The following is a 19658-nucleotide window of genomic DNA, read 5'->3' as shown; positions in this document are numbered from 1 at the left end:
ATGACTGGGCTAAATTTTGTATAAAAACTTCAAGTTAAAACCCTGAAGTTCTTCCTTTGCTTGGATATTTAAATTGATGCTGAATATCTAATTTATAAATCTGCTTCGGATTTAAATCAATTTGCCATTGGTTGATATTGGGTTGCCCATTCCATTGTGTTGCGGTCGGTGGGATATTATAGGTTGATTGTGTGCTGAGTTTACCGTTCTGGCTTTGTGGTTCAGCTTCAAAAATTGTGACTTGAATTGGGTAGCTATGTAAGTTTTGCACTGAATATTGCTGTTTTCGGATGGTTTCAGATTGAGTACCTTTGACTGGATTTTTCTTGTCGGTTAAATCAGTCACTTTAACTTGAATTTGATCATCTGTACCAAAGCTCATTTGAAGTGCTTCATCTGCGCTATTGCTCCAAGCTCTTTGTCCAATATAGTCGCCATCACGATAAAGTTTTACTGTTCCAGAAGGCCAATTTTGATCAAGTTTTGAAATTTCAGCATTAATTGTCGCTTGAGTACTTTGCTTAGGAATTGCCCAAACTGAAAGTTTTGCGGCATATTGTTCAGTACTTAAAGGTAAAAAGATTTGCTGTTGGCTGCTGGGAATGGAGGCTTTGGTTTCTGAACGGAATTCAGTGCTAAAATTTAAATCAGCCGCTTGAAATTGTGGAAATTGAGGCGGGGCTTTTTTGGCCTTAGCTGTCGACTTTTCATCATAACTCATTTCAGCTAAAGCCATAGGCGCTGGTGCAACGGGATAAATTGGTCGTACAGGTTCTGGTTCATAATAGTTGACCCACCATTGTTGTGGCTGCACTTGTTGAACGTAGTTTTGCGGTGTTGCTGTGGACAATGCCAATTTAACATTGTTCCAGTCTTCCCCAGTTTTTTGTGCAATCATTGCCATACGGGTGAGTTTAATTTGCTTGGTTTGGGTATTTAATTCGGCTTTATATATCGGTTGCCAACGTGCATAAGGCACCATATAGCTAATTTTAATTTCACCACGTTGCGGGGCATTGACATAAAACTTAAGTGTGCGCTGGTTAAACTCGCTGTCGCCAATCGCATTTAAGTCTTGTTCAAGTTCTTGTAAGCGTTGTTGTAACTTTTCTTTTTCTGCCTTGGCTTGATCAATGGCAATAAAGGCCTCATAGGCTTGTTTACGTACTTTTGGCGCAGAGCCTTTAATGACATTTTCTAAAAACTTATTTTGTAATTCAGCCGCTTGAATAATTGAGTTTTGTTCAGAAATTTTCTTTTTAATATCCTCTATATTATTGCGCAATTGAGACGACTCATTTCCAGCGGGTTTATCCAGTGCGCTATCTGTATGTGAAACCGCATTGACTTCAATATTGCTACTTTGATATTGCAGTTGATCGATATTGAAGTTTGCCGCAAGACCATTCAAGGTAACGAGTTGTTCTCCTGCTTGTACTGGAATGGTTCGTTCAATTTTTGCCAGTGTAGGATACAGTGTGACTTGTTGAATCGGTGAATTGGATAAGTTAAGTGCAAAGCTATATGTTGAAGGAATGCATAAAATGCTGAGTTGTAGTGCTGTTTTTATATTCATTATGCGAGGCCCTAAAATACCTGAGATCAGTGTTAATATTTAAAATGTAGCAGAAAGTGATACAAATCAAAATAGTGATTAAAAGAGAAAACCAGTTGGTGCGAAGTTGATGAAATAAAGTTATCTTAATTTTCACTTGAATCTCGCGTTTCTCTGTTTTTATTTTTGATGGATTATTCATGCAAATTTAGTATTTAGCAGATCAATTTAAACAAAACAAAAAATTTCAGTTACACTAAGTCATCCAAAATTTGAAGGGCTGAACATTGAAACAATCATGCACAATACGGGATAAGACGTTTCCTCCTGAATTAAAAACATGGTTGTATGCACAAGGTTCATTGACTCAGCAGTTGACTGATGTCGCGGGTGGTGTTTTTAAAGTTCAACCGATTCAAGAGCATTATCAAAGAATGAGTGTGCTGGATAGTCAATGGATGCTGATGCCACAGCAACATACCTCATGGGTACGTGAAAGTTACTTATTTGGTTGCGATGCACAGCCATGGGTAAAAGCAAAAAGTATTTTTCCCATTCTCAGTATCCATGGCAAAGCACGTTTGTTTAAGCATATTCGAACCAAGCCGATCGGAAAATTTTTATTTCAACGTACCAATCCGTTGTGTGAACGGCGTGTTTTAAAATTAGCAGAAGGTTGGACACGTCAAAGTTGTTATACTTGGCATGGTTGTAAATTTATTGTTCAAGAAACTTTTTTACCTGCTTTTGAGCAATTTTTGCAACAACAGCATATTTCAAAATAGAGTATTGAAGGACTGTCATGTCGATCGCGCAACACACCACTTGGCAACAACGCTTAGAAGCTTATTATTATCTGTGTCGTTTTGATAAACCAGTTGGGACAGAATTGGTTTTATGGCCGACCATGTGGGCATTATGGATTGCTGCAGAAGGTATCCCCGATATTGTGACACTGGTTGCAATGGTCTTGGGGACAATTTTTATGCGCGCAGCCGGTTGTGCGATCAATGATTTTGCTGATCGTAAAGTAGATGCACATGTGGAACGAACTAAAAATCGTCCACTGGCTACTGGGGTGATCTCAGCCAAAGAAGCGATTTGGGTGTTTATTGGTTTGGTAGCAGCCAGTGCGTGTACTTTGTTTTTCTTACCGATCGCAACTTTTTATTGCGCGCTTGCAGGATTAGTCCTCGCCTTTATTTATCCCTTTATGAAGCGTTATACCCATTTACCACAAGTGGTCTTAGGGATGGCATTTTCTTGGGGAATCCCTATGTCGTTTACCGCAATGGGAAAACCTTTAGACTGGACCTGTTGGTTGCTTTATTTTGGCAATTTAGCATGGACCGTGGCGTATGATACCCAGTATGCAATTACAGATCGTGAATATGATTTAAAAATTGGTGTGAAATCAACTGCCATTCTTTTTGGAAAATACGATATTCAGATCATCTCTTTATTGCAATTGACCAGTGTATTGTTGGTTGGTACAGCATTGTATTTAGAAAATATATTGATTCCATTTGGCTTGATTGCATTGTTATTGGTTGTTGCGGATTTTATTTATCAATGGACAAAAACCAAAGCGCGCGATCCACAACTATGCTTTTGGGCATTTAGACATAACCGTTGGGTTGGTTTAATCATTTTTGTTGGTATTTTTATTGCATTATTTTGATTTTAAATTATTAAAATAAACCACTTTTGAAATTTCATCTGTATTTATAATAATACGAAATATTGATGAAATTTCACGAGATAAAGAAAAATAATAATTTATAAATGTGAGATATTCCTCTGTTTTATTAAAAAATATTGTAGCAAGACGCATTTATTTATGCTTAATTAAGGGTGAACACGGAGCTGTTCAAACAATAAAAAAATTGAGGAATTGGTAATGAAAGCAATATTTAAACAAACCCTATTGGCAATAACTTGCGGTTCAGCATTATTCTTAACTGCATGTAATGATGATGATAACAAGGATAACTGGGGTTCAAATAAAGATTATGTGTCTGAAAGTACTTATAATTTAGGTCGCATGCCTGAAGCTGAATCAATCAAAGTCATGACCTATAATATGCCCTATGTACTTGGAGGAACTAAGAAAGCTACAGCTATGGTTTTTGTTCCAAAAACCAAGAGACCTACTGATGGTTGGAAGGTAGTGGTTTGGGAGCATGGTACTGTAGGTGTGGGTGATGGTTGCGCACCGAGTAGAAATGAAATTAATGATCGATTTATACCGATGGCACAGAGCTTATTAAAAGAAGGCTATGTGATTCTCGCACCTGATTATGAAGGCTTGGGCACGCCAGGTATGCATCCATATTTAAATTTAAAGAGCGAAGCAAACTCAGCAATTTATGCAGTGAAAGCATATAAAGAGCGTTATGGTAATAAAATCAATGGTCAATGGATGTCGGTCGGGCAATCTCAGGGCGGACAAGCGTCTTTAGGTACAGCAGAGTTTTCCAATAATGATGCCAACTATAAAGGTGCTGTGGCAGGCGCACCAGCCTCAAGTTTGGGGGAAATTATTGCTGATGTTGCACCGAAAGCGATTCAAGGTATTCTTCAAGATGAGCAAACAGGGAAAAAACCAGTAGGTACTGCAGCTGGAGTTTATGCTACGTTATTGACCTATACATCTTTTGCTGTTGTTGGCGTGACTGCTTATGAGCCTAAGTTTAATTATCGAGATGTGTTTAAAGAGCGTTCAAAAAGTATTGTCGCATTAGCAGAAGGTTCAACGGGGGAGAACGGTTTATGTTTTGTTGATTTGCAGAAAAAATTTGTCGATGATATTAATGACTATACCGCTAAAAATGCAGGTAAAACCGTTTTAGATTATCCAGGCTTAATTGATAATTTCCAAGAGAATCCGACCTTGAAAAAATTCTTGGTAGATAATCAACCTGCAACGAAAAGAATTAATACACCTGTGATGATTATTCAGGGAACTGCTGATACATCTGTGCCTTATACGGTTACAGATAAATTACAACAGGGCCTAAAAGCAATGGGAACAGATGTCACATTCTTAGCTGTGAAAGATGCAACACATACTGGAGCAATTATGGAGAAGAATGCTGAACTGGTTGATTTTATTAAAAAACATATGCCGACTACGAAATAATTATTTTTAGAAAATTATCAAATTATTGGGTTTTCTTGGTAGTTAAATAGGGATTAGCAATTTATAGAAAAAGTAGGGTTTCCATCGAAACTCTGCTTTTTTTATATTTATATATGCTCATTTATACGCTTTTAAAGAAGATTTGATTGGCTTTTGATCAAGGCTATTTACGAAGCATGATCACTATTTCTCTCAACTGGCATTCGAGAGCACATTTTTTTTAAGCTATTTCTATGATCCATAATGATGTATTTCTGCGTGATCCGTGGGATGGTTTAATGACTGATGCTGGTGTTTCTATTGCATGAATTTGGTTTAATCGAATTTAAATTAAAGATAAGCATTTGTATCTATATATTATTTTACTCTTTGGTTAAAAGTATCCTAGCAAGATACATTTTTTTATGTTTAATTAGTAGCTTGAACACGGAGTTGTTCAAACAATAAAAACTGAGGAATTTGAATGAAAACATTATTTAAACGAACATTATTGGCAATGACTTGCGGTTCAGTATTATTTTTAACTGCATGTAATGATGACGATAATAACTGGAATAACTGGGGTTCAAATAAGAATTATGTATCTGAAAATACATATAATTCAGATGTAATTAATGAGGCTACATCAGTCAAAGTCATGACTTATAATATGCCGAATGTACTCGGTGAAACCAAAAAAGCCACAGCAATGGTTTTCATTCCCAAAACAACACGACCTACTGATGGTTGGAAAGTTGTGGTTTGGGAGCATGGTACAGTGGGTGTGGGTGATAGTTGTGCCCCAAGTCGAAATAAATTTAATCCGCGATTTAAAAATATGGCGCAAAGCCTGTTAAATGAGGGTTATGTGATTATTGCCCCAGACTATGAAGGCTTGGGCACACCGGGTATGCATCCGTATTTAAATTTAAAGAGTGAAGCAAATTCAGCGATTTATGCAGTGAAAGCATATAAAGAGCGCTATGGTAATCAGATCAATGGCCAATGGATGTCTGTTGGCCAATCGCAGGGTGGGCATGGTTCTTTAGGAACTGCTGAATTTTCCAATACCGACTCCAACTACAAAGGTGCTGTCGCAGGCGCACCTGCCTCAAGTTTGGGTTATATTATTTCTGTCGTTGCGCCACAAGCAATTCGAGATATCCTTCAAAAAGAACAAGCTGGAACAGCCCCAGTAGGTACTGCTGTTGAAGTTTATGCTGAATTATTGGCATATGCTGCTTATACCACAGTTGGTGTGACTGCCTATGAACCTAAGTTTAATTATCGAGAAGTTTTCAAAGATCGTTCAAAAAATATTGCAGAATTTGCGGAAGGTTCAACGGGTGAAAATGGCTTATGTCTAGATGAATTGCATAATAAATTTGCCGATGATATCCGTGATTATATTGTTAAGAATGGCGGAAAAACTGTTTTAGACTATCCTGGATTAGTCGATAATTTCCAAGAAAATCCGACGGTAAAAAAATTCTTAGCTGAGAACCAACCTGCAACCAAGAAAATTAATAGTCCTGTGATGATTATTCAGGGAACTGCTGATATGGCTGTACCTTATCCTGTCACAGAAGCATTACAACAACGCTTAAAAGATATGGGTACTGATGTAACATTCTTACCTGTGAAAGATGCGAGTCATACTCAAGCGATTGTTGAAAAGAATCCTGAATTGGTTGCTTTTATTAAAAAGCATATGCCAACCACAAAATAATGGTTTTAAGAAAAGCATCCAATCATTTGCTGTTCTTAACGGTTAAATAGAAAGAAAAAAGCAGAGTTTTTATTAAAACTCTGCTTTTTTTATCTTAATGTATGGCCGTTTGTACATTTTTGACTGAAGATCGAACAGGTTTTTTACCAAATGAAAGGTGATTAAAGAAAATATTGAGTAATACTGCTGCTATACACGTCGCACTTATTCCTGAATGAAATAAAGTTTGGAATACTTTGGGAAAGGCATGAAAGAAAGCAGGGCTGATTAAAGGAATTAAACCAACACAGATCGACACAGCAACAATGATAAGATTGGATTGGGTTTGGTAATCCACTTTTGATAATGTACGAATACCGCTTGCTGCAACACTACCAAATAAAACAATACCCGCGCCACCTAAAACAGGCATCGGAATCGCAGCAATTAAACGTCCGAAAATCGGTAATAAACCCAGTACAACTAAAATAGCTCCACCTGTTGCTACCACAAAACGACTTTTAACACCTGAAATGGCAACCAGTCCTACGTTTTGAACAAAAGCACATTGCATAAATGAACCAAATAATGGCGCAATCGCAGAAGATAGCATGTCAGCTCTTAAACCATCTGCCAAACGATGACTATCCATTTTTGTATCAACAATTTCACCAATCGCTAATAGGCTGGCTGTTGTTTCAGTAAGGATCACGATGGTCACGATACACATGGTTAAGATCGCGGACATTTCAAAGCTGGGTAGACCAAAAGCAAATAGATGTGGGAAAGCAAATAAATCACCATTGCCCACTTTTGAAAAGTCGGCAACACCAAGCAGGATGGTAAAAATTGCACCAAAAATAATTGAAATGAGTACGCCTAGTCGCGCCATTGTGGCTGAACCAAAGCGACTCACCACAAGTAATACACCGAGGGTAAAGGCTGCAATCCCTATATTTTCTAGTGAGCCCCATTCGGGTGCTTTAGGGGTACCACCCATAATCCAGCGTATTGCAACAGGTAAAAGTGAAATCCCAATAATAGTAATAATTGAACCCGTCACAATCGGTGGAAAGAAACGCACTATTTTTGAGAAAAAGGGGGTAATCAATATCCCGAAAATAGAACTGACAATCACAGCACCGAAAATCGTTTGAATATTTCCCCCAGTTGTACCAATCGCGATCATGCTTGCGACAGCAGCAAATGAAGTGCCTTGTACAATTGGAAGTTTTGCACCAAACCACTTTACTCCAAGCGTTTGTAGTAATGTTGCCAAACCACCCACAAGAATAGATGCCGTAATTAATAAGGCAATTTCAGCTGCATTTAGACCAATCGCCGTACCTACGACCAAAGGTGCTGCAATCAGACCACCATACATGGTGAGTACATGCTGTAAACCAAATGTCAGGTTCTTTCCCGCACTTAAAACTTCATCTTCAGGTTGAATTTTTTTAATTTCAGTATTCATCTTAAAACCTTTATGACTTTGCCGTCCCTGCATTACAAAGAGCAATTTATATGCCAAATGGTCAATAACTGTGAGCAAAGTGCTTTAAGTGAAAGCTAAAACTTATGTGTTTGAGATTGATATTTAAATTATTTCTTTGTGCAAAGCCGATTATTTTACGGTGGATAAGGCTTAGCGTGTTTAGATTGGCGCGATTCTAAAACGAAGCACTAGGCTTCTTTCATCTGTCCTTTTTTAAAGCATAGATTAAGATAAAGCACCCTCATCCTCATCTTCTTCAAAGGGGAGGAGAAGCTTTTAATAGCAATATGATTCACAGAACATGATCATTTATTTTAGCTTTTATGCAGTTGTGTTTGATGGGTTAGAGAATAGATGAAAAATTGTGCTGTACCTACAGCGAGTACACATGAGGCAAGTATAAATTGCTGATGATAGGAAACACTCCAATGTTGCAAGCTACTAAAACAGATTCCACCAACCAATTGAGTCACAGCAAAAGCTAATGTTGCTATGCTCCATAGTTTTTTATAGGCCACATGATAAAGGTGTAAAATGGTATATGAAGTAAGGAAAACCACAGCAGGATTAAGCAAGCCTGTAAAAAAGGATGAGGTATAGGTAAGGATTGGATGGGTTGAAAAAATCGCAATAAAGATCGCTAAAACATATAGGCTATATAATATTTTTAATGCGATAAAATTGCCAAATTTTCGTGCCAGTAAGTAAGCACTGATTGCACCTAAGGCACTGCCTGAACCATACAAAATCCAATTCAAGTTAATTAGATATAGATTAAGATGCAGGGTGTTTTTAAGATAATCAATCCAAAACAATGAGTGGGGAACATAGGCAAAAGCACTAGATGCATAGACAATCAGCAAACTAAAATACATACCATTGACTGTCCCCGTTTGATTGTTTGCTACGCTGATATGATCTAGATGATTTTTAAACAGATTGAGTAAATAAACAATGATCAAACAAATGACAGCAGAGAATGCAAATAAAATCATCCATGCAGATTGTGTGTTGATTCTGTCGAGATAAGGCAAAAATAGGGTTGCCAATAATACTCCGATGCCAATACCACTAAAACCAATAAAGTTGATGGTTAAACGTTCTTCAGCTTTGCTGCAATGTGCAACAATACTCGGTGCTAGAATCATCAATAAGCCACCACTGATGCCTGAAATGACACGCCAAAAGACATACCAGCTTTCGGGAAGACCTGAAAAAGCACAACTGAGTAGACTCACCGTTCCAGAAAATGCCGCCAAAATGATATATCGAGGCATGGTAAAGTTTTGAGGCAGTTTCATTGCCCAAAATGCACCAATTAAATACCCCAGCAAATTTGCACTGCTTAATATGCTGGCAAAACTGGAGTCCCAATGATAAGCAAGACGGGTAGAGGGCAATAATGCAGTATAGGAAAATCGGAGAATGCCAATACCTAAACACATACACAAGCATAGAAAGATACTCAGCTGAATTTTATTCGATCCGATCTTGGTCATTGTGCAGATTATCCATTTTCCGTTAATTTACCTTAAGGTGAATTTAAAAAAATGACAATAAATAATCAGTATTTAGTTTGGGAATAATCAGGGCTTATTCACACAACTTAACCAGTTGGTAAAATCGCAGCTTATTACAGGATATGTATGATTAATATCAAGGGCTCAGTCTGTTTAGATTATTGAACAATTATGAATTAAACATGATTTAAAACAGGTTGGCCCATCGACAAGCAAATTTCGTAAGGATTAAGCCTATAGATTAGAGATTGGCATCTACAGGATCTCCGATCGTATAGTAATGTCCACCTGCAACATGATGTAGGCTTTTCCATTCAGCGCCAACTTCATGGTAATACCAGTGGCCATTGCGAAATACGCGATCATCCGCATAAGCAGCGACGACTTTGCCTATAAATAAATCATGGCTTTGTTGATTATGCGGTTCAGGAATCAGTTCACAGATCAACCATGCAGCGCAGCCTTCAACCGCAGGGAGATGAAATCCCTCAAATTGGAAAAGTGGCGTATGGCAGTGTGAGAGTTTTTCAGGGTCATTAAACTGACTGATTGAGCCTAATTGTTGTACCAGTTTAAGTTGTTTGAGTGTCGGTACCTGTAGGATGAAATGCCCTGACTTTTCAACTAATTCACGAGTTTTTGTACTTTTGTCTAAAACCACACTCACTTTGGCAGGCACAAGTTCTAATGCACAAGCCCAAGCTGCTGCCATAACATTTTTTTGGTTTTCATACTGGGCTGAGACAAGCACGGTTGGACCGTGATTTAACAGGCGATAAGCCTTAGAAAGTTCAACAGTTTGGATGTGTGAATTCATGAGATGGCCTATATTCTGGGTGTTAGTCTTTATTTGTATAAGCTTATACAAAAAATTCATGAGTGCGCTAAAGTGATGTTTTTATTATTAATAGTGCATGTTGAGAAAACAACACTTAAATATCAAAAAATGCTAAAGACTATTGGATATTTCACAATAAGCTTATAATAAAACGATCAAAACTATTGGAACTCGAATGAACTATACGCTCATTTTGAATATTGTCATATTCATTGCCTTGATCATATTGCTGATGCAAACCAGAAAGACAGATTGGAGTCTGGCTAAAAAAGTGTTTGCCGGTTTATGTTTAGGTGTGGTATTTGGGCTAGGATTACATTGGGTTTATGGTACAAATTCTGAAATTTTAACTGAATCTATTCAATGGTTTAATATCGTTGGAAATGGTTATGTTAAGCTTTTGCAAATGGTGGTGATGCCATTAGTGCTGGTTTCGATCCTGAGTGCTGTGATTAAGTTACATAATGCATCCTCATTAGGCATGATTAGTATTTTTAGTATTGGTACATTATTAATCACCACATTTATTGCCGCTTTGGTTGGCGTGTTTGTGGTCAATCTATTTGGATTAAGTGCGGCTGGTCTTGTACAAGGGACGCAGGAAACAGCACGTCTTGAAGCAATTCAATCTGAATATATTGGTAAAGTCACTGACTTAAATGTACCTGATTTTATTTTATCTTTTTTGCCAACAAATCCATTTGCTGAACTCACAGGGGCACATCCAACCTCAATCATTAGTGTGGTGATCTTTGCTACGATGCTTGGTTTGGCCGGGCTTAACCTGATCAGAGATGATGCTGAAAAAGGCCAACGTATCGTCACTGCAATTGATACTTTACAAGCATGGGTGATGAAGTTAGTTCGATTGGTGATGACGCTTACACCTTATGGTGTATTTGCCTTGATTACGAAAGTCGTGGCAAGTTCTAAAGCCGCTGATATTGTTAATCTTGGTGGTTTCTTGGTTGCCTCTTATCTGGGTCTAGCTATCATGTTTGCAGTACATGCAATTGTATTGCTGCTGACAGGCGTTAACCCAATCCGATTCTTTAAAAAGGTTTTACCTGTATTAACCTTTGCTTTTACCAGCCGTTCGAGTGCGGCAAGTATTCCATTAAATATTGAAGCACAAACTCGCCGTTTGGGTGTGCCTGAGTCTATTGCCAGCTTTTCTGCTTCATTTGGTACAACGATTGGGCAAAATGGTTGTGCGGGTTTATATCCAGCAATGCTTGCGGTGATGGTTGCCCCAACAGTGGGGATTAATCCACTTGATCCGATCTGGATTTTAACTTTAGCTTGCGTGGTGACTTTAAGTTCAATTGGCGTTGCAGGTGTCGGTGGTGGCGCAACTTTTGCTGCACTGATTGTTTTACCGATTATGGGTTTACCAGTGACTTTGGTGGCTTTGCTGATTTCCATTGAGCCTTTGATTGATATGGGGCGTACCGCGTTAAATGTTGATGGTTCGATGACTGCAGGTGTTGTGACCAGTCAATTGATGGGACAGACAGATCAAAGCATTTTACTTTCAGATGAGAGAGAAGAGTTAAAACATAGTTAACTTATTTTTCTATATTATTTAAATGCCATAAAAAAACACCTAAATTAAATTTAGGTGTTTTTTTTCAACTCAAGTTTATCAAACATACTCTGATTCATTAAGCGCTGATTCATTAAAACAAGTCAAAGTATTCTCGACTATAAATAGCAGTTTATCACGATCATATTGCTGATAAATATCATGACCTGCTGGCGCTAAAAGGTTCTATTTTGCTGCTTGATTACACTCAGCCAATTCTTTGGAATTTTTTGTCCAAATTTTTCCAGCAGAATTTTTATAGAAGGTGATTTTCCCAATTCGGGAGACCAAACTTTGACATGAGTCTATTGAAAGTTGATTGCCCCAAGGACCAGACATTCGACATACAGTACCGTCGCATTTCCAAACCACATTAGGGCCATTCTCTATTGGTACGGTCACTGTCCCTTTATGTGTGGTTCCAGCAATCCAAATGGTATCGGCTGCAAAAGTCAGTGGAGAACATAGGATTAGGCTGCTTATAACGACGCTTTGGAGTTTTATGCTTATTTTCATCGTGCTTATTCCATAATTATTGATCTAGGAAAGGTTATAAACTTCAAATGAATCTATAAAACAGTTGTATTTTAAATGGTCTATACGATCAAGCTCAAGTTTTAACTGTAACCATTTTAAAACATAGACTGTATCTGTAATCATTTTTAGTATCACTTAGAATAGATTAAAATGAGGAGTTTTGACAATGAAAATGTACCAAGTTGATGCTTTTACACAACAATTATTTAAGGGCAACCCTGCTGCTGTATTGGTCTTAGATGACTGGCTGGATGATGCTTTGATGCAAAATATTGCCTTAGAAAATAATTTGGCAGAAACTGCTTTTGTAAAACGCATTGATGATGAAAATTATCAAATTCGCTGGTTCACACCACAAGTTGAAGTCGATTTTTGTGGGCATGCAACTTTAGCTTCAGCTTTTGTTTTATTTAAAGACTATAGCCAAGCGAAGACGATTCATTTTCATGTTAAAGATTTGGGTATTTTTATCATCCAGCAAGCTGAGGATGGAAAGATCCAGATGAATTTCCCGATTCGCCAGCCACAAAAAGTAATCGATTATCCAGAATTATTGAATCATGTCATTGATCAGCCTTTTAAAGAAGTCTATCTCAATGCGCAAGCGTATATTTTAGTTTGTGAATCTGTACAAGACGTGATAAATGCAACGCCAAACTTAGCCAATATCCGAAAAATTGCAGAACAATATCATGTGAGTACCGCATTAACTGCGGAGTCTGCAGGCTATGATGTGACCATTACCGCAGCTTCAAACGATTATGATTATGTGGCTCGCTATTTTGCCCCGCATAAAGGGATAGATGAAGATCCTGTAACAGGTTCTATGCATACTGGTTTAGCGCCTTTATGGGCTGAGAAGCTGGGTAAAAAACAACTTATCGGTTATCAGGCATCAGCGCGCGGTGGAAAATTGTTTTGTGATATTCAGGATGGTCAACGTATCGAAATTTCAGGCTATGCACAGTTATTTATGCAAGCTGAGATTTTTATTTAAATTGATTTTAAGATAAAGATGTTCAAATCATTACAAAAGACGTTGAAATAAACGGCTCTTTTTTCAAAACTTTACTATAAATTTTGTTCAGAATTTCTTAAGATGTTTAGCTTATAACTGTTTAAAATTTAAAAAATTCTGGATTCTCCTATGCTCATGCAGTTGAAAAAACTCACCTTGTCGCTTTGTATTCTTGGTTTTAGTGCGTCTAGTTTTGCTCAAGCCATCCTGGTTAAATCTGAACATAATATCGAAGAATATAAGCTAGAGAATGGCTTTAGAGTTTTACTTGCACCGAATGACAAAGAAAGTAAAGTCTTTATGAATACGGTTTATTTGACCGGTTCATTAAATGATCCACAAGGCAAAGGTGGTCTTGCACATTTACTTGAACATTTAGCCTTTAAAGGCACACAAGATGTAAAAGGTGAAGAATTTCAACGCCGTTTAGATCAATATACGTTAATGACCAATGCCAGTACCGATTATTATTCGACTAAATATACCAATATTGTACGCCCAGACCAAAACACCCTAAATGAAGTGATTTATTTAGAGTCACAACGTATGGACAAATTGGTGCTTCAAGAACAATTCGTTCCTTCAGAAATCAATATTGTGATGCGCGAACGCGAAGTGCGTATGGATCAGCCTTTTGCTGTGCTGATGGATCAAATGTGGAAAGCAGCCTATGGCAACAAGTCATTAGGTCGTTTACCGATTGGTGATCTTGCTGAACTACAGTCAATTAAAATGAATGAATTGAACAAATTCTATAAAGACTGGTATGCACCGAATAATGCGGTGATGGTGATTGCTGGTAAATTTGATAAAGCAGAAGTTTTAAAAGCCATTGATAAAAACTTTAGTGCGATAGCTGCACGTAAGATTCCTCAACAAGCAACAGTACCTTTACTTGATTCTTCAACCATAAAAAATCGTAATTTTGTGGTGAAAAAGGGCAGTGATCTTGCCAAATTCAATATTTATATGAATGGTAAGAATGAAAAAATTCAGCCAGTATTAGCACTTGCGCCATATTTATATACCTTACAACCGAGTGGTCATCTATATTCCAGCATGGTAGAAACTGGTGTCGCGACCAATGTCCAGTCTACAACATGGTTAGATGATGATTTTAACTTGGTATTTATGGGGGCAATATATGCACCAAACCATGATGCTCAAAAAATTGACAGTGCGTTGATTGCGGGTGTAGAAAAAAATAAAAGTTTTGATGATGTTGAATTAAAACGGGTTAAAAATCTGATCCAGAATGCCAATGAAAGTTTATTGACCAGTGCTGCTGCTGTTGGTGGTATGTTGAGTGATTATGTGGTGTCATCGCATGGCAATTGGGCACAATATTTTAAAGATCAACAAGCCATTCAAAAGTTAAGCGTAGCTGAAACTAATGCAACTTTAAAAGCATTTTTAACTGAGCAGCACCGTTTTAATGGTGATATTCAACCGACACCTGAAGATCAGAAAAAGGCCTTGGAGCAAAAGCAAGCTGCTGAAAAACCAAAAACTTTAGATCAACAAGCTGCTGCAGTAGAACCGTTAAAAGATGTCAGTGTTTATCAAGCCGAAGTTGCTCAATATGTTGAAAAATCGAAACAATATTTAACTGCAACAGAGAAAAAGATTCAACGTGGCACTTTAAAAAATGGGATGAAGTATGCTTTATTCCCAACCTCGACACGTGATGATAAAACCTATGCAACCATTGAAGTCAACTTTGGTACAGCTGAATCTTTAATGAATAAGGCACAAATCCTCGATTTTACGGCTTATTTATTATTACGTGCTTCTGAGCAATATAGCTTACAGAACATTGCAGATAAAACCATTGAAGCAAGTGGTGGAGCAACGGCAACGGCATCGGATAACGGGATTACTATTCAAATTTCAGCGAAAAAAGAAAAATTTGAAGAGTTCTTTAAATATATCGTGTCGGTGATGAAGAGCCCTAAATTTGAACAATCACAATTTGATTTAATTAAATTACAAAGCTTATCTAGTTTGGATCGACCATATACTGAGCCTGAAACAGTATCCTCTTTAACCATTGCACGCTTACTTGAAACCTATCAGCCGGGTGATTTACGTTATCATTTTGAACCAGAACTGGCGAAACAACAGATTCAAGCAGCAACCAACCAACAAGTTGTCGATTTATATAAAACATACTTTGCAATGGACCATGCCTTTATTTCTATCACTGGGCAGTATGATGCAAAACCGATCAAGAAATTACTTGAGCAACAATTTGGCAATTGGTCAGCTAAACAACCTTATCAGCGCCTATCAACAGAATTTACCACTTATAAAGCGCAGAAAGTGCATGCCCTTTCAGAACAACGTGAGTTTGGTAGTTATCAAGCTTTGCAGACCTTGCCTGTAGGTGTAGACAATAAAGATGCCGCAGCATTGATTGTCTTTAGCTATATTTTGGGTGACTCGCAATTGTCTTCACGTTTAGGACAAGAGCTTCGTGAAAAAAATGCGTTGGTCTATGGTTTTGGTAGTCAATTAAACTTGGACTCTTTTAATGAAGCAGGTGCATTGTCGATCGAAGCCAATTACACAGCAGGGAAATCTGCTGAAGTATCGCAAGTGGTGCGTAAAGTGCTGAATGATTTATTAGCGACTGGAGTAACCAGTCAGGAGTTGGAAGCGGCTAAAGCCAATATCATGAAGCAACGTGTGACGTCTTTAGAAGATGAACGTGTGATTCATCGTATGTTAAATAGCCAGCTTGAACGCAATAAGAAAATGGATAGTCGTGCTTTAAGAGATCAAGAGTTTGCTCAACTGACCAAAGCAGATGTGGATGCTGTGATTAAGAAGTATATTAAACCTGATCAATTGGTTGAAGTAATGGCTGATCAATATGGTCAAGCTCAGAAAAATCTAAATTGATGATTTAAATGACTCATTGACGCAAGGAAAGCCATACATGTGTATGGCTTTTTGTTTTATAACGATACAAGATCAATAAAAATGAGCCATCAAGCTGTATTGATTTATATTGATTAAATTCAAAAAAACCGAGGTATTCAACCTCGGCTTTCAATTTAACACTGCTTGAAAAATAAATTATTTTTCAACAAAAGCGCGTTCAATCACGTAGTCGCCTAAAACGCCCATTTTAGGGGATTCTTTCAGGCCGTGTTGGTCAAGGAGCTCGACAACATCGTCAAGGAATGCTGGGCTACCACAAAGCATTGCGCGGTCAGTTTCAGGATTAAAACGTGGTAAGCCAATTTTTTCAAATAAGGCACCAGATTCAATTGCAGTGGTTACACGACCTTGGGTATGGAAATCTTCACGGGTCACAGTAGGGTAGTAAACCAATTTGTCTTTAATACCCAGCTCTTCAAAAAACTCATTGTTTGGAAGTTCATTGAGAATCAGGTCTTGGTAAGCCAATTCAGAAATAAAGCGTGTACCATGTACCACGATGACTTTCTCAAAACGCTCATAGGTTTCTGGATCACGAATCGTTGATAAGAATGGTGCTAGCCCTGTACCCGATGAAAGAAGGTATAAGTTTTTACCCGGATTCAAATCATCAAGCACTAAAGTACCTGTAGGTTTTTTAGAAATTAGAATTTCATCACCAACTTTTACTTTTTGCAAAATAGAAGTTAAAGGACCATCAGGCACTTTAATTGAGAAAAATTCTAATTCTTCTTCGTAGTTAGCGCTTGCAATAGAATATGCTCGCATTAAAGGCTTACCATTGACTTCAAGACCAATCATCACAAATTGACCATTTTTAAAACGTAATGCAGTATCACGTGTGGTCTTAAAACTGAATAGAGTGTCATTCCAGTGGTGTACGTGAGTAATCTTTTCGACGTTGAAAGCAGCCATTAAAGGTCTCAATAAATTATCAAATTAGAACAGCCTGCTATTCTAATCTAAAATCATTCTCGATAAACTGAATATATTTAATTGAACTTATCAGAAAAAATGATTATGACTGAGTTAAGTCTCCCGATTATTGGGATTATGCGTTCTCCTTATGTTGAAAAATTTGGTATTCCTCGACAACCAAATCTGGTTCAGGTGGAGTCTTTTATCGAAATGCATGCACCCTACAATGTCTTAGAAGCATTTGAGGGAATCGAGGAATTTAGTCATTTATGGCTGATCTGGCAGTTTCATGACAATAAAAATCAACAAGATAAAGATAAATTCCGTCCTCAAGTGAGACCTCCACGTTTAGGTGGGAATAAAAAAATCGGTGTATTTGCAACACGCAGTATGTATCGCCCAGCACCGATTGGTTTATCTGTAGTACAACTTAAAGCCGTCAAAAAAGAGGGGAATGCTGTTCGTGTATATGTGACAGGCAGTGACCTTTTAGATGGTACGCCGATTGTCGATATTAAACCTTATATTCATTATTCTGATGCTGTGGATGCAGCGCAAAGTGGTTATGCCCAGTATGAACCTGTTCGTAAGCAGGTTATTTGGTCTGAGCATGCACAGCAATTAAAAAGTAAATTTCTTCAAACAGCTGATATAGACCCAAAATATATCGCTGAACTTGAGTCGGTACTGGCTTTAGATCCTCGACCAGCTTATCAGCATGATGATGCACGTATTTATGGGATGCGTTTTGGGCAATTTAATATTAAATTTAGCTGTGCTGAAGAAGCGATCCTGATTCAGGGCATTGAGTCGTTCAGTCATTGAAAACGTGATTCCATATCCTGCTTAAAAACTTATGCGCTTTTGTCCGCTGTGATCGGAGCATCTCGGTTTAAAGAGCAGGATAGTAGCTACAATTAGTCTAAAACGGCTGTCTTGGCAAACTGCAGCAAATCTTGTTGTGATTTCAACAAAAGCCGTTGCTGTTCTGCGGCAATCCAGCCCAAAGCAAACCAGACCTGAGGTTCTGCTTTGACCATTTTTTTTAACACTTCTTCAGCAACAATCAGGTCATTGTAGAGCCCTAAACTTTCTTGAGCAGGCTTTATGGCTTTTAAATATTTTTTGATTTGGCTTTTATCTGATAATGATGCAACAAACTCTATACTATAACGCAAACGCTTTAAGTTTTTACGAGTACGGTGCCGTGCTTCAATGTCTAAATTTAAATAGTTTTCTGCATCAATTTGAATTTTGCGATGTAATTGTCTAACTTTTTTAAATGCTGCTTTATGTACAGCTATTTGAGATTTTTCACTTGATTCTTGGGCAATAAATTGAATGAGGGATAGGACCAAATAATTAAAATTAAAAGATCTAAACAGTTTGGTTAATTTTTGCGAATCGACATCTTGTGGTTCTGGAAGTTTAAACTTAGGTGCACCAGCAGCCTCAAGCTGAGGTAATAACTCCTCTCGAATCATATCTAAATCACGAGCCGAACCGAGTTGCCTAAACAATTCGGTTAACTGTATTTGCCAAGTGGGATCGATATGCAAAGACCAATTTGAAAAGGTTTTTAAAGCACTTCTTAAGCGACGAATTGCCACACGTGCCTGATGAATATGTTTGGAATTAAAGTTTCCAGATGCAATTGCTGTAGTGTTGGGGAGTAGATGCGATAAGCAATTATTCACGATCTTTTTTAATGCATTCTCAGGGTGATCCTTTGAATCAAGAACAAGTGGCGTTTGCAACTGTACGGGATTGTCTGGAGAGTTTTGTGCAAGCTGAAAACCTTGCTGTGCTTTGCTACGGGTATCAAGCCATAAGTTATAGCGTTTCATCCGAGGTAAGATAAAAGAAATGAGATCTTGAACAGTGCCTTGTTTCAGTTCAAATTCTAATTCACGTAATGCGAGACGCTGTTGATGGGCGATGATATGACCATGATCATAACTGACTTCAATTTCACTATTTTGAAATTTAAATAAGCTGAGCTTTCTTTCGATGTCTGTTTGAAACTGAACTTCTAATCCGTCTTTATGTTGCTCTAATAAGTGTTTAATATTTTTAGCAATATGCTTATTGCTGAGATAATTTTTTAGATCTAATTCTGTTTCCGCGCTTTCGATATTTTCCTCAAATTCAGCACGTTTAAGCCTTTGTTCTGTTGGAAGTTTGAGGGTTTGTACCCATTGCTGCTTTTCTTGATCATCTTCAAGGCGTTGACGAAGCGAAATGGAATGTTCAGACAAAATAAATTGTGCCGTATCATAGTATTTGGCTTGTAAGTGCTGAATATTGGTATCTTTTCTTTGAAACGCTTTAATGAGCATTTCTTGCTTTTCTTCAGGTATTTGGAATTTCAATTCAATTTCAAACATGCTTATCGTTCCATTCTTATTTTCTCGATT

Annotated in this window: 15 protein-coding genes; 8 read left to right on the top strand and 7 right to left on the bottom strand. The window is 37.7% G+C overall.

All coding sequences use genetic code 11. From position 1 onward, the window contains the following. Window positions 1-34 precede the first annotated feature (34 nt). On the bottom strand, window positions 35-1576 hold the full coding sequence (locus ACQ7EO_RS14925) for a DUF4139 domain-containing protein (protein WP_096733608.1): 1542 nt from the start codon (window positions 1574-1576) through the stop codon (window positions 35-37). A 266-nt stretch (window positions 1577-1842) separates the two neighbouring features. Here ACQ7EO_RS14925 and ACQ7EO_RS14920 point away from each other — a divergent pair, with 266 nt between their 5' ends. The 4 genes from ACQ7EO_RS14920 (at window position 1843) to ACQ7EO_RS14905 (ending at window position 6405) form a co-directional block, all read left to right on the top strand. Then, a complete protein-coding gene (locus ACQ7EO_RS14920; RefSeq protein ID WP_004820096.1) occupies window positions 1843-2340 on the top strand; it encodes a chorismate--pyruvate lyase family protein in 498 nt (165 codons plus the stop codon). Window positions 2341-2357: 17 nt separating this feature from the next. Further along, window positions 2358-3236, top strand: a complete 879-nt coding sequence (gene ubiA, locus ACQ7EO_RS14915) for a 4-hydroxybenzoate octaprenyltransferase (protein WP_434277855.1) — start codon at window positions 2358-2360, stop codon at window positions 3234-3236. A gap of 219 nt (window positions 3237-3455) precedes the next feature. Continuing rightward, window positions 3456-4697, top strand: a complete 1242-nt coding sequence (locus tag ACQ7EO_RS14910; RefSeq protein WP_434277854.1) for an alpha/beta hydrolase family protein — start codon at window positions 3456-3458, stop codon at window positions 4695-4697. Between the two features lie 463 nt (window positions 4698-5160). Next, complete coding sequence (locus ACQ7EO_RS14905) at window positions 5161-6405, top strand: alpha/beta hydrolase family protein (RefSeq protein ID WP_434277853.1); 1245 nt, start codon at window positions 5161-5163, stop codon at window positions 6403-6405. A gap of 94 nt (window positions 6406-6499) precedes the next feature. Here the strand turns inward: ACQ7EO_RS14905 and ACQ7EO_RS14900 are convergent, their stop codons facing one another. From ACQ7EO_RS14900 to ACQ7EO_RS14890, 3 genes are all read right to left on the bottom strand, one after another. Continuing rightward, entirely contained in the window at window positions 6500-7858 is a 1359-nt protein-coding gene (locus tag ACQ7EO_RS14900) for a nucleobase:cation symporter-2 family protein (RefSeq protein WP_434277851.1), read from the bottom strand. A gap of 335 nt (window positions 7859-8193) precedes the next feature. Further along, window positions 8194-9378, bottom strand: a complete 1185-nt coding sequence (locus ACQ7EO_RS14895) for a YbfB/YjiJ family MFS transporter (protein WP_434277849.1) — start codon at window positions 9376-9378, stop codon at window positions 8194-8196. A gap of 262 nt (window positions 9379-9640) precedes the next feature. Beyond that, window positions 9641-10216: a flavin reductase family protein gene (locus tag ACQ7EO_RS14890; RefSeq protein WP_434277848.1), complete on the bottom strand. Its 576-nt coding sequence runs from the start codon at window positions 10214-10216 to the stop codon at window positions 9641-9643. Between the two features lie 196 nt (window positions 10217-10412). Between ACQ7EO_RS14890 and ACQ7EO_RS14885 the strand changes: the two genes are divergently transcribed. After that, complete coding sequence (locus ACQ7EO_RS14885; protein ID WP_434277847.1) at window positions 10413-11804, top strand: L-cystine transporter; 1392 nt, start codon at window positions 10413-10415, stop codon at window positions 11802-11804. A gap of 204 nt (window positions 11805-12008) precedes the next feature. Here ACQ7EO_RS14885 and ACQ7EO_RS14880 read toward each other — a convergent pair whose 3' ends face one another. After that, entirely contained in the window at window positions 12009-12338 is a 330-nt protein-coding gene (locus ACQ7EO_RS14880; protein WP_004820122.1) for a hypothetical protein, read from the bottom strand. Between the two features lie 187 nt (window positions 12339-12525). Between ACQ7EO_RS14880 and ACQ7EO_RS14875 the strand changes: the two genes are divergently transcribed. Continuing rightward, the gene (locus tag ACQ7EO_RS14875) at window positions 12526-13356 is read left to right on the top strand and encodes a PhzF family phenazine biosynthesis protein (RefSeq protein WP_434277846.1); all 831 of its coding nucleotides are present in this window, start codon (window positions 12526-12528) and stop codon (window positions 13354-13356) included. A 150-nt stretch (window positions 13357-13506) separates the two neighbouring features. Further along, a complete protein-coding gene (locus ACQ7EO_RS14870; RefSeq protein WP_419258397.1) occupies window positions 13507-16281 on the top strand; it encodes a M16 family metallopeptidase in 2775 nt (924 codons plus the stop codon). A 177-nt stretch (window positions 16282-16458) separates the two neighbouring features. Here ACQ7EO_RS14870 and ACQ7EO_RS14865 read toward each other — a convergent pair whose 3' ends face one another. Beyond that, the gene (locus ACQ7EO_RS14865; RefSeq protein WP_004721908.1) at window positions 16459-17238 is read right to left on the bottom strand and encodes a ferredoxin--NADP reductase; all 780 of its coding nucleotides are present in this window, start codon (window positions 17236-17238) and stop codon (window positions 16459-16461) included. Window positions 17239-17337: 99 nt separating this feature from the next. Here ACQ7EO_RS14865 and tsaA point away from each other — a divergent pair, with 99 nt between their 5' ends. After that, complete coding sequence (tsaA, locus tag ACQ7EO_RS14860; protein WP_244015523.1) at window positions 17338-18066, top strand: tRNA (N6-threonylcarbamoyladenosine(37)-N6)-methyltransferase TrmO; 729 nt, start codon at window positions 17338-17340, stop codon at window positions 18064-18066. 92 nt (window positions 18067-18158) lie between these two features. Here the strand turns inward: tsaA and ACQ7EO_RS14855 are convergent, their stop codons facing one another. After that, the gene (locus ACQ7EO_RS14855; RefSeq protein ID WP_434277845.1) at window positions 18159-19628 is read right to left on the bottom strand and encodes a CHAD domain-containing protein; all 1470 of its coding nucleotides are present in this window, start codon (window positions 19626-19628) and stop codon (window positions 18159-18161) included. Between the last annotated feature and the right edge of the window lie 30 nt (window positions 19629-19658).

This window comes from Acinetobacter sp. CE-15 (assembly GCF_051059255.1).
In the GTDB taxonomy this organism is placed as follows: Bacteria; Pseudomonadota; Gammaproteobacteria; order Pseudomonadales; family Moraxellaceae; genus Acinetobacter; species Acinetobacter guillouiae.
Note: the sequence above shows the minus strand (reverse complement) of the source record. Positions and strands in the feature narration are given on the sequence as shown.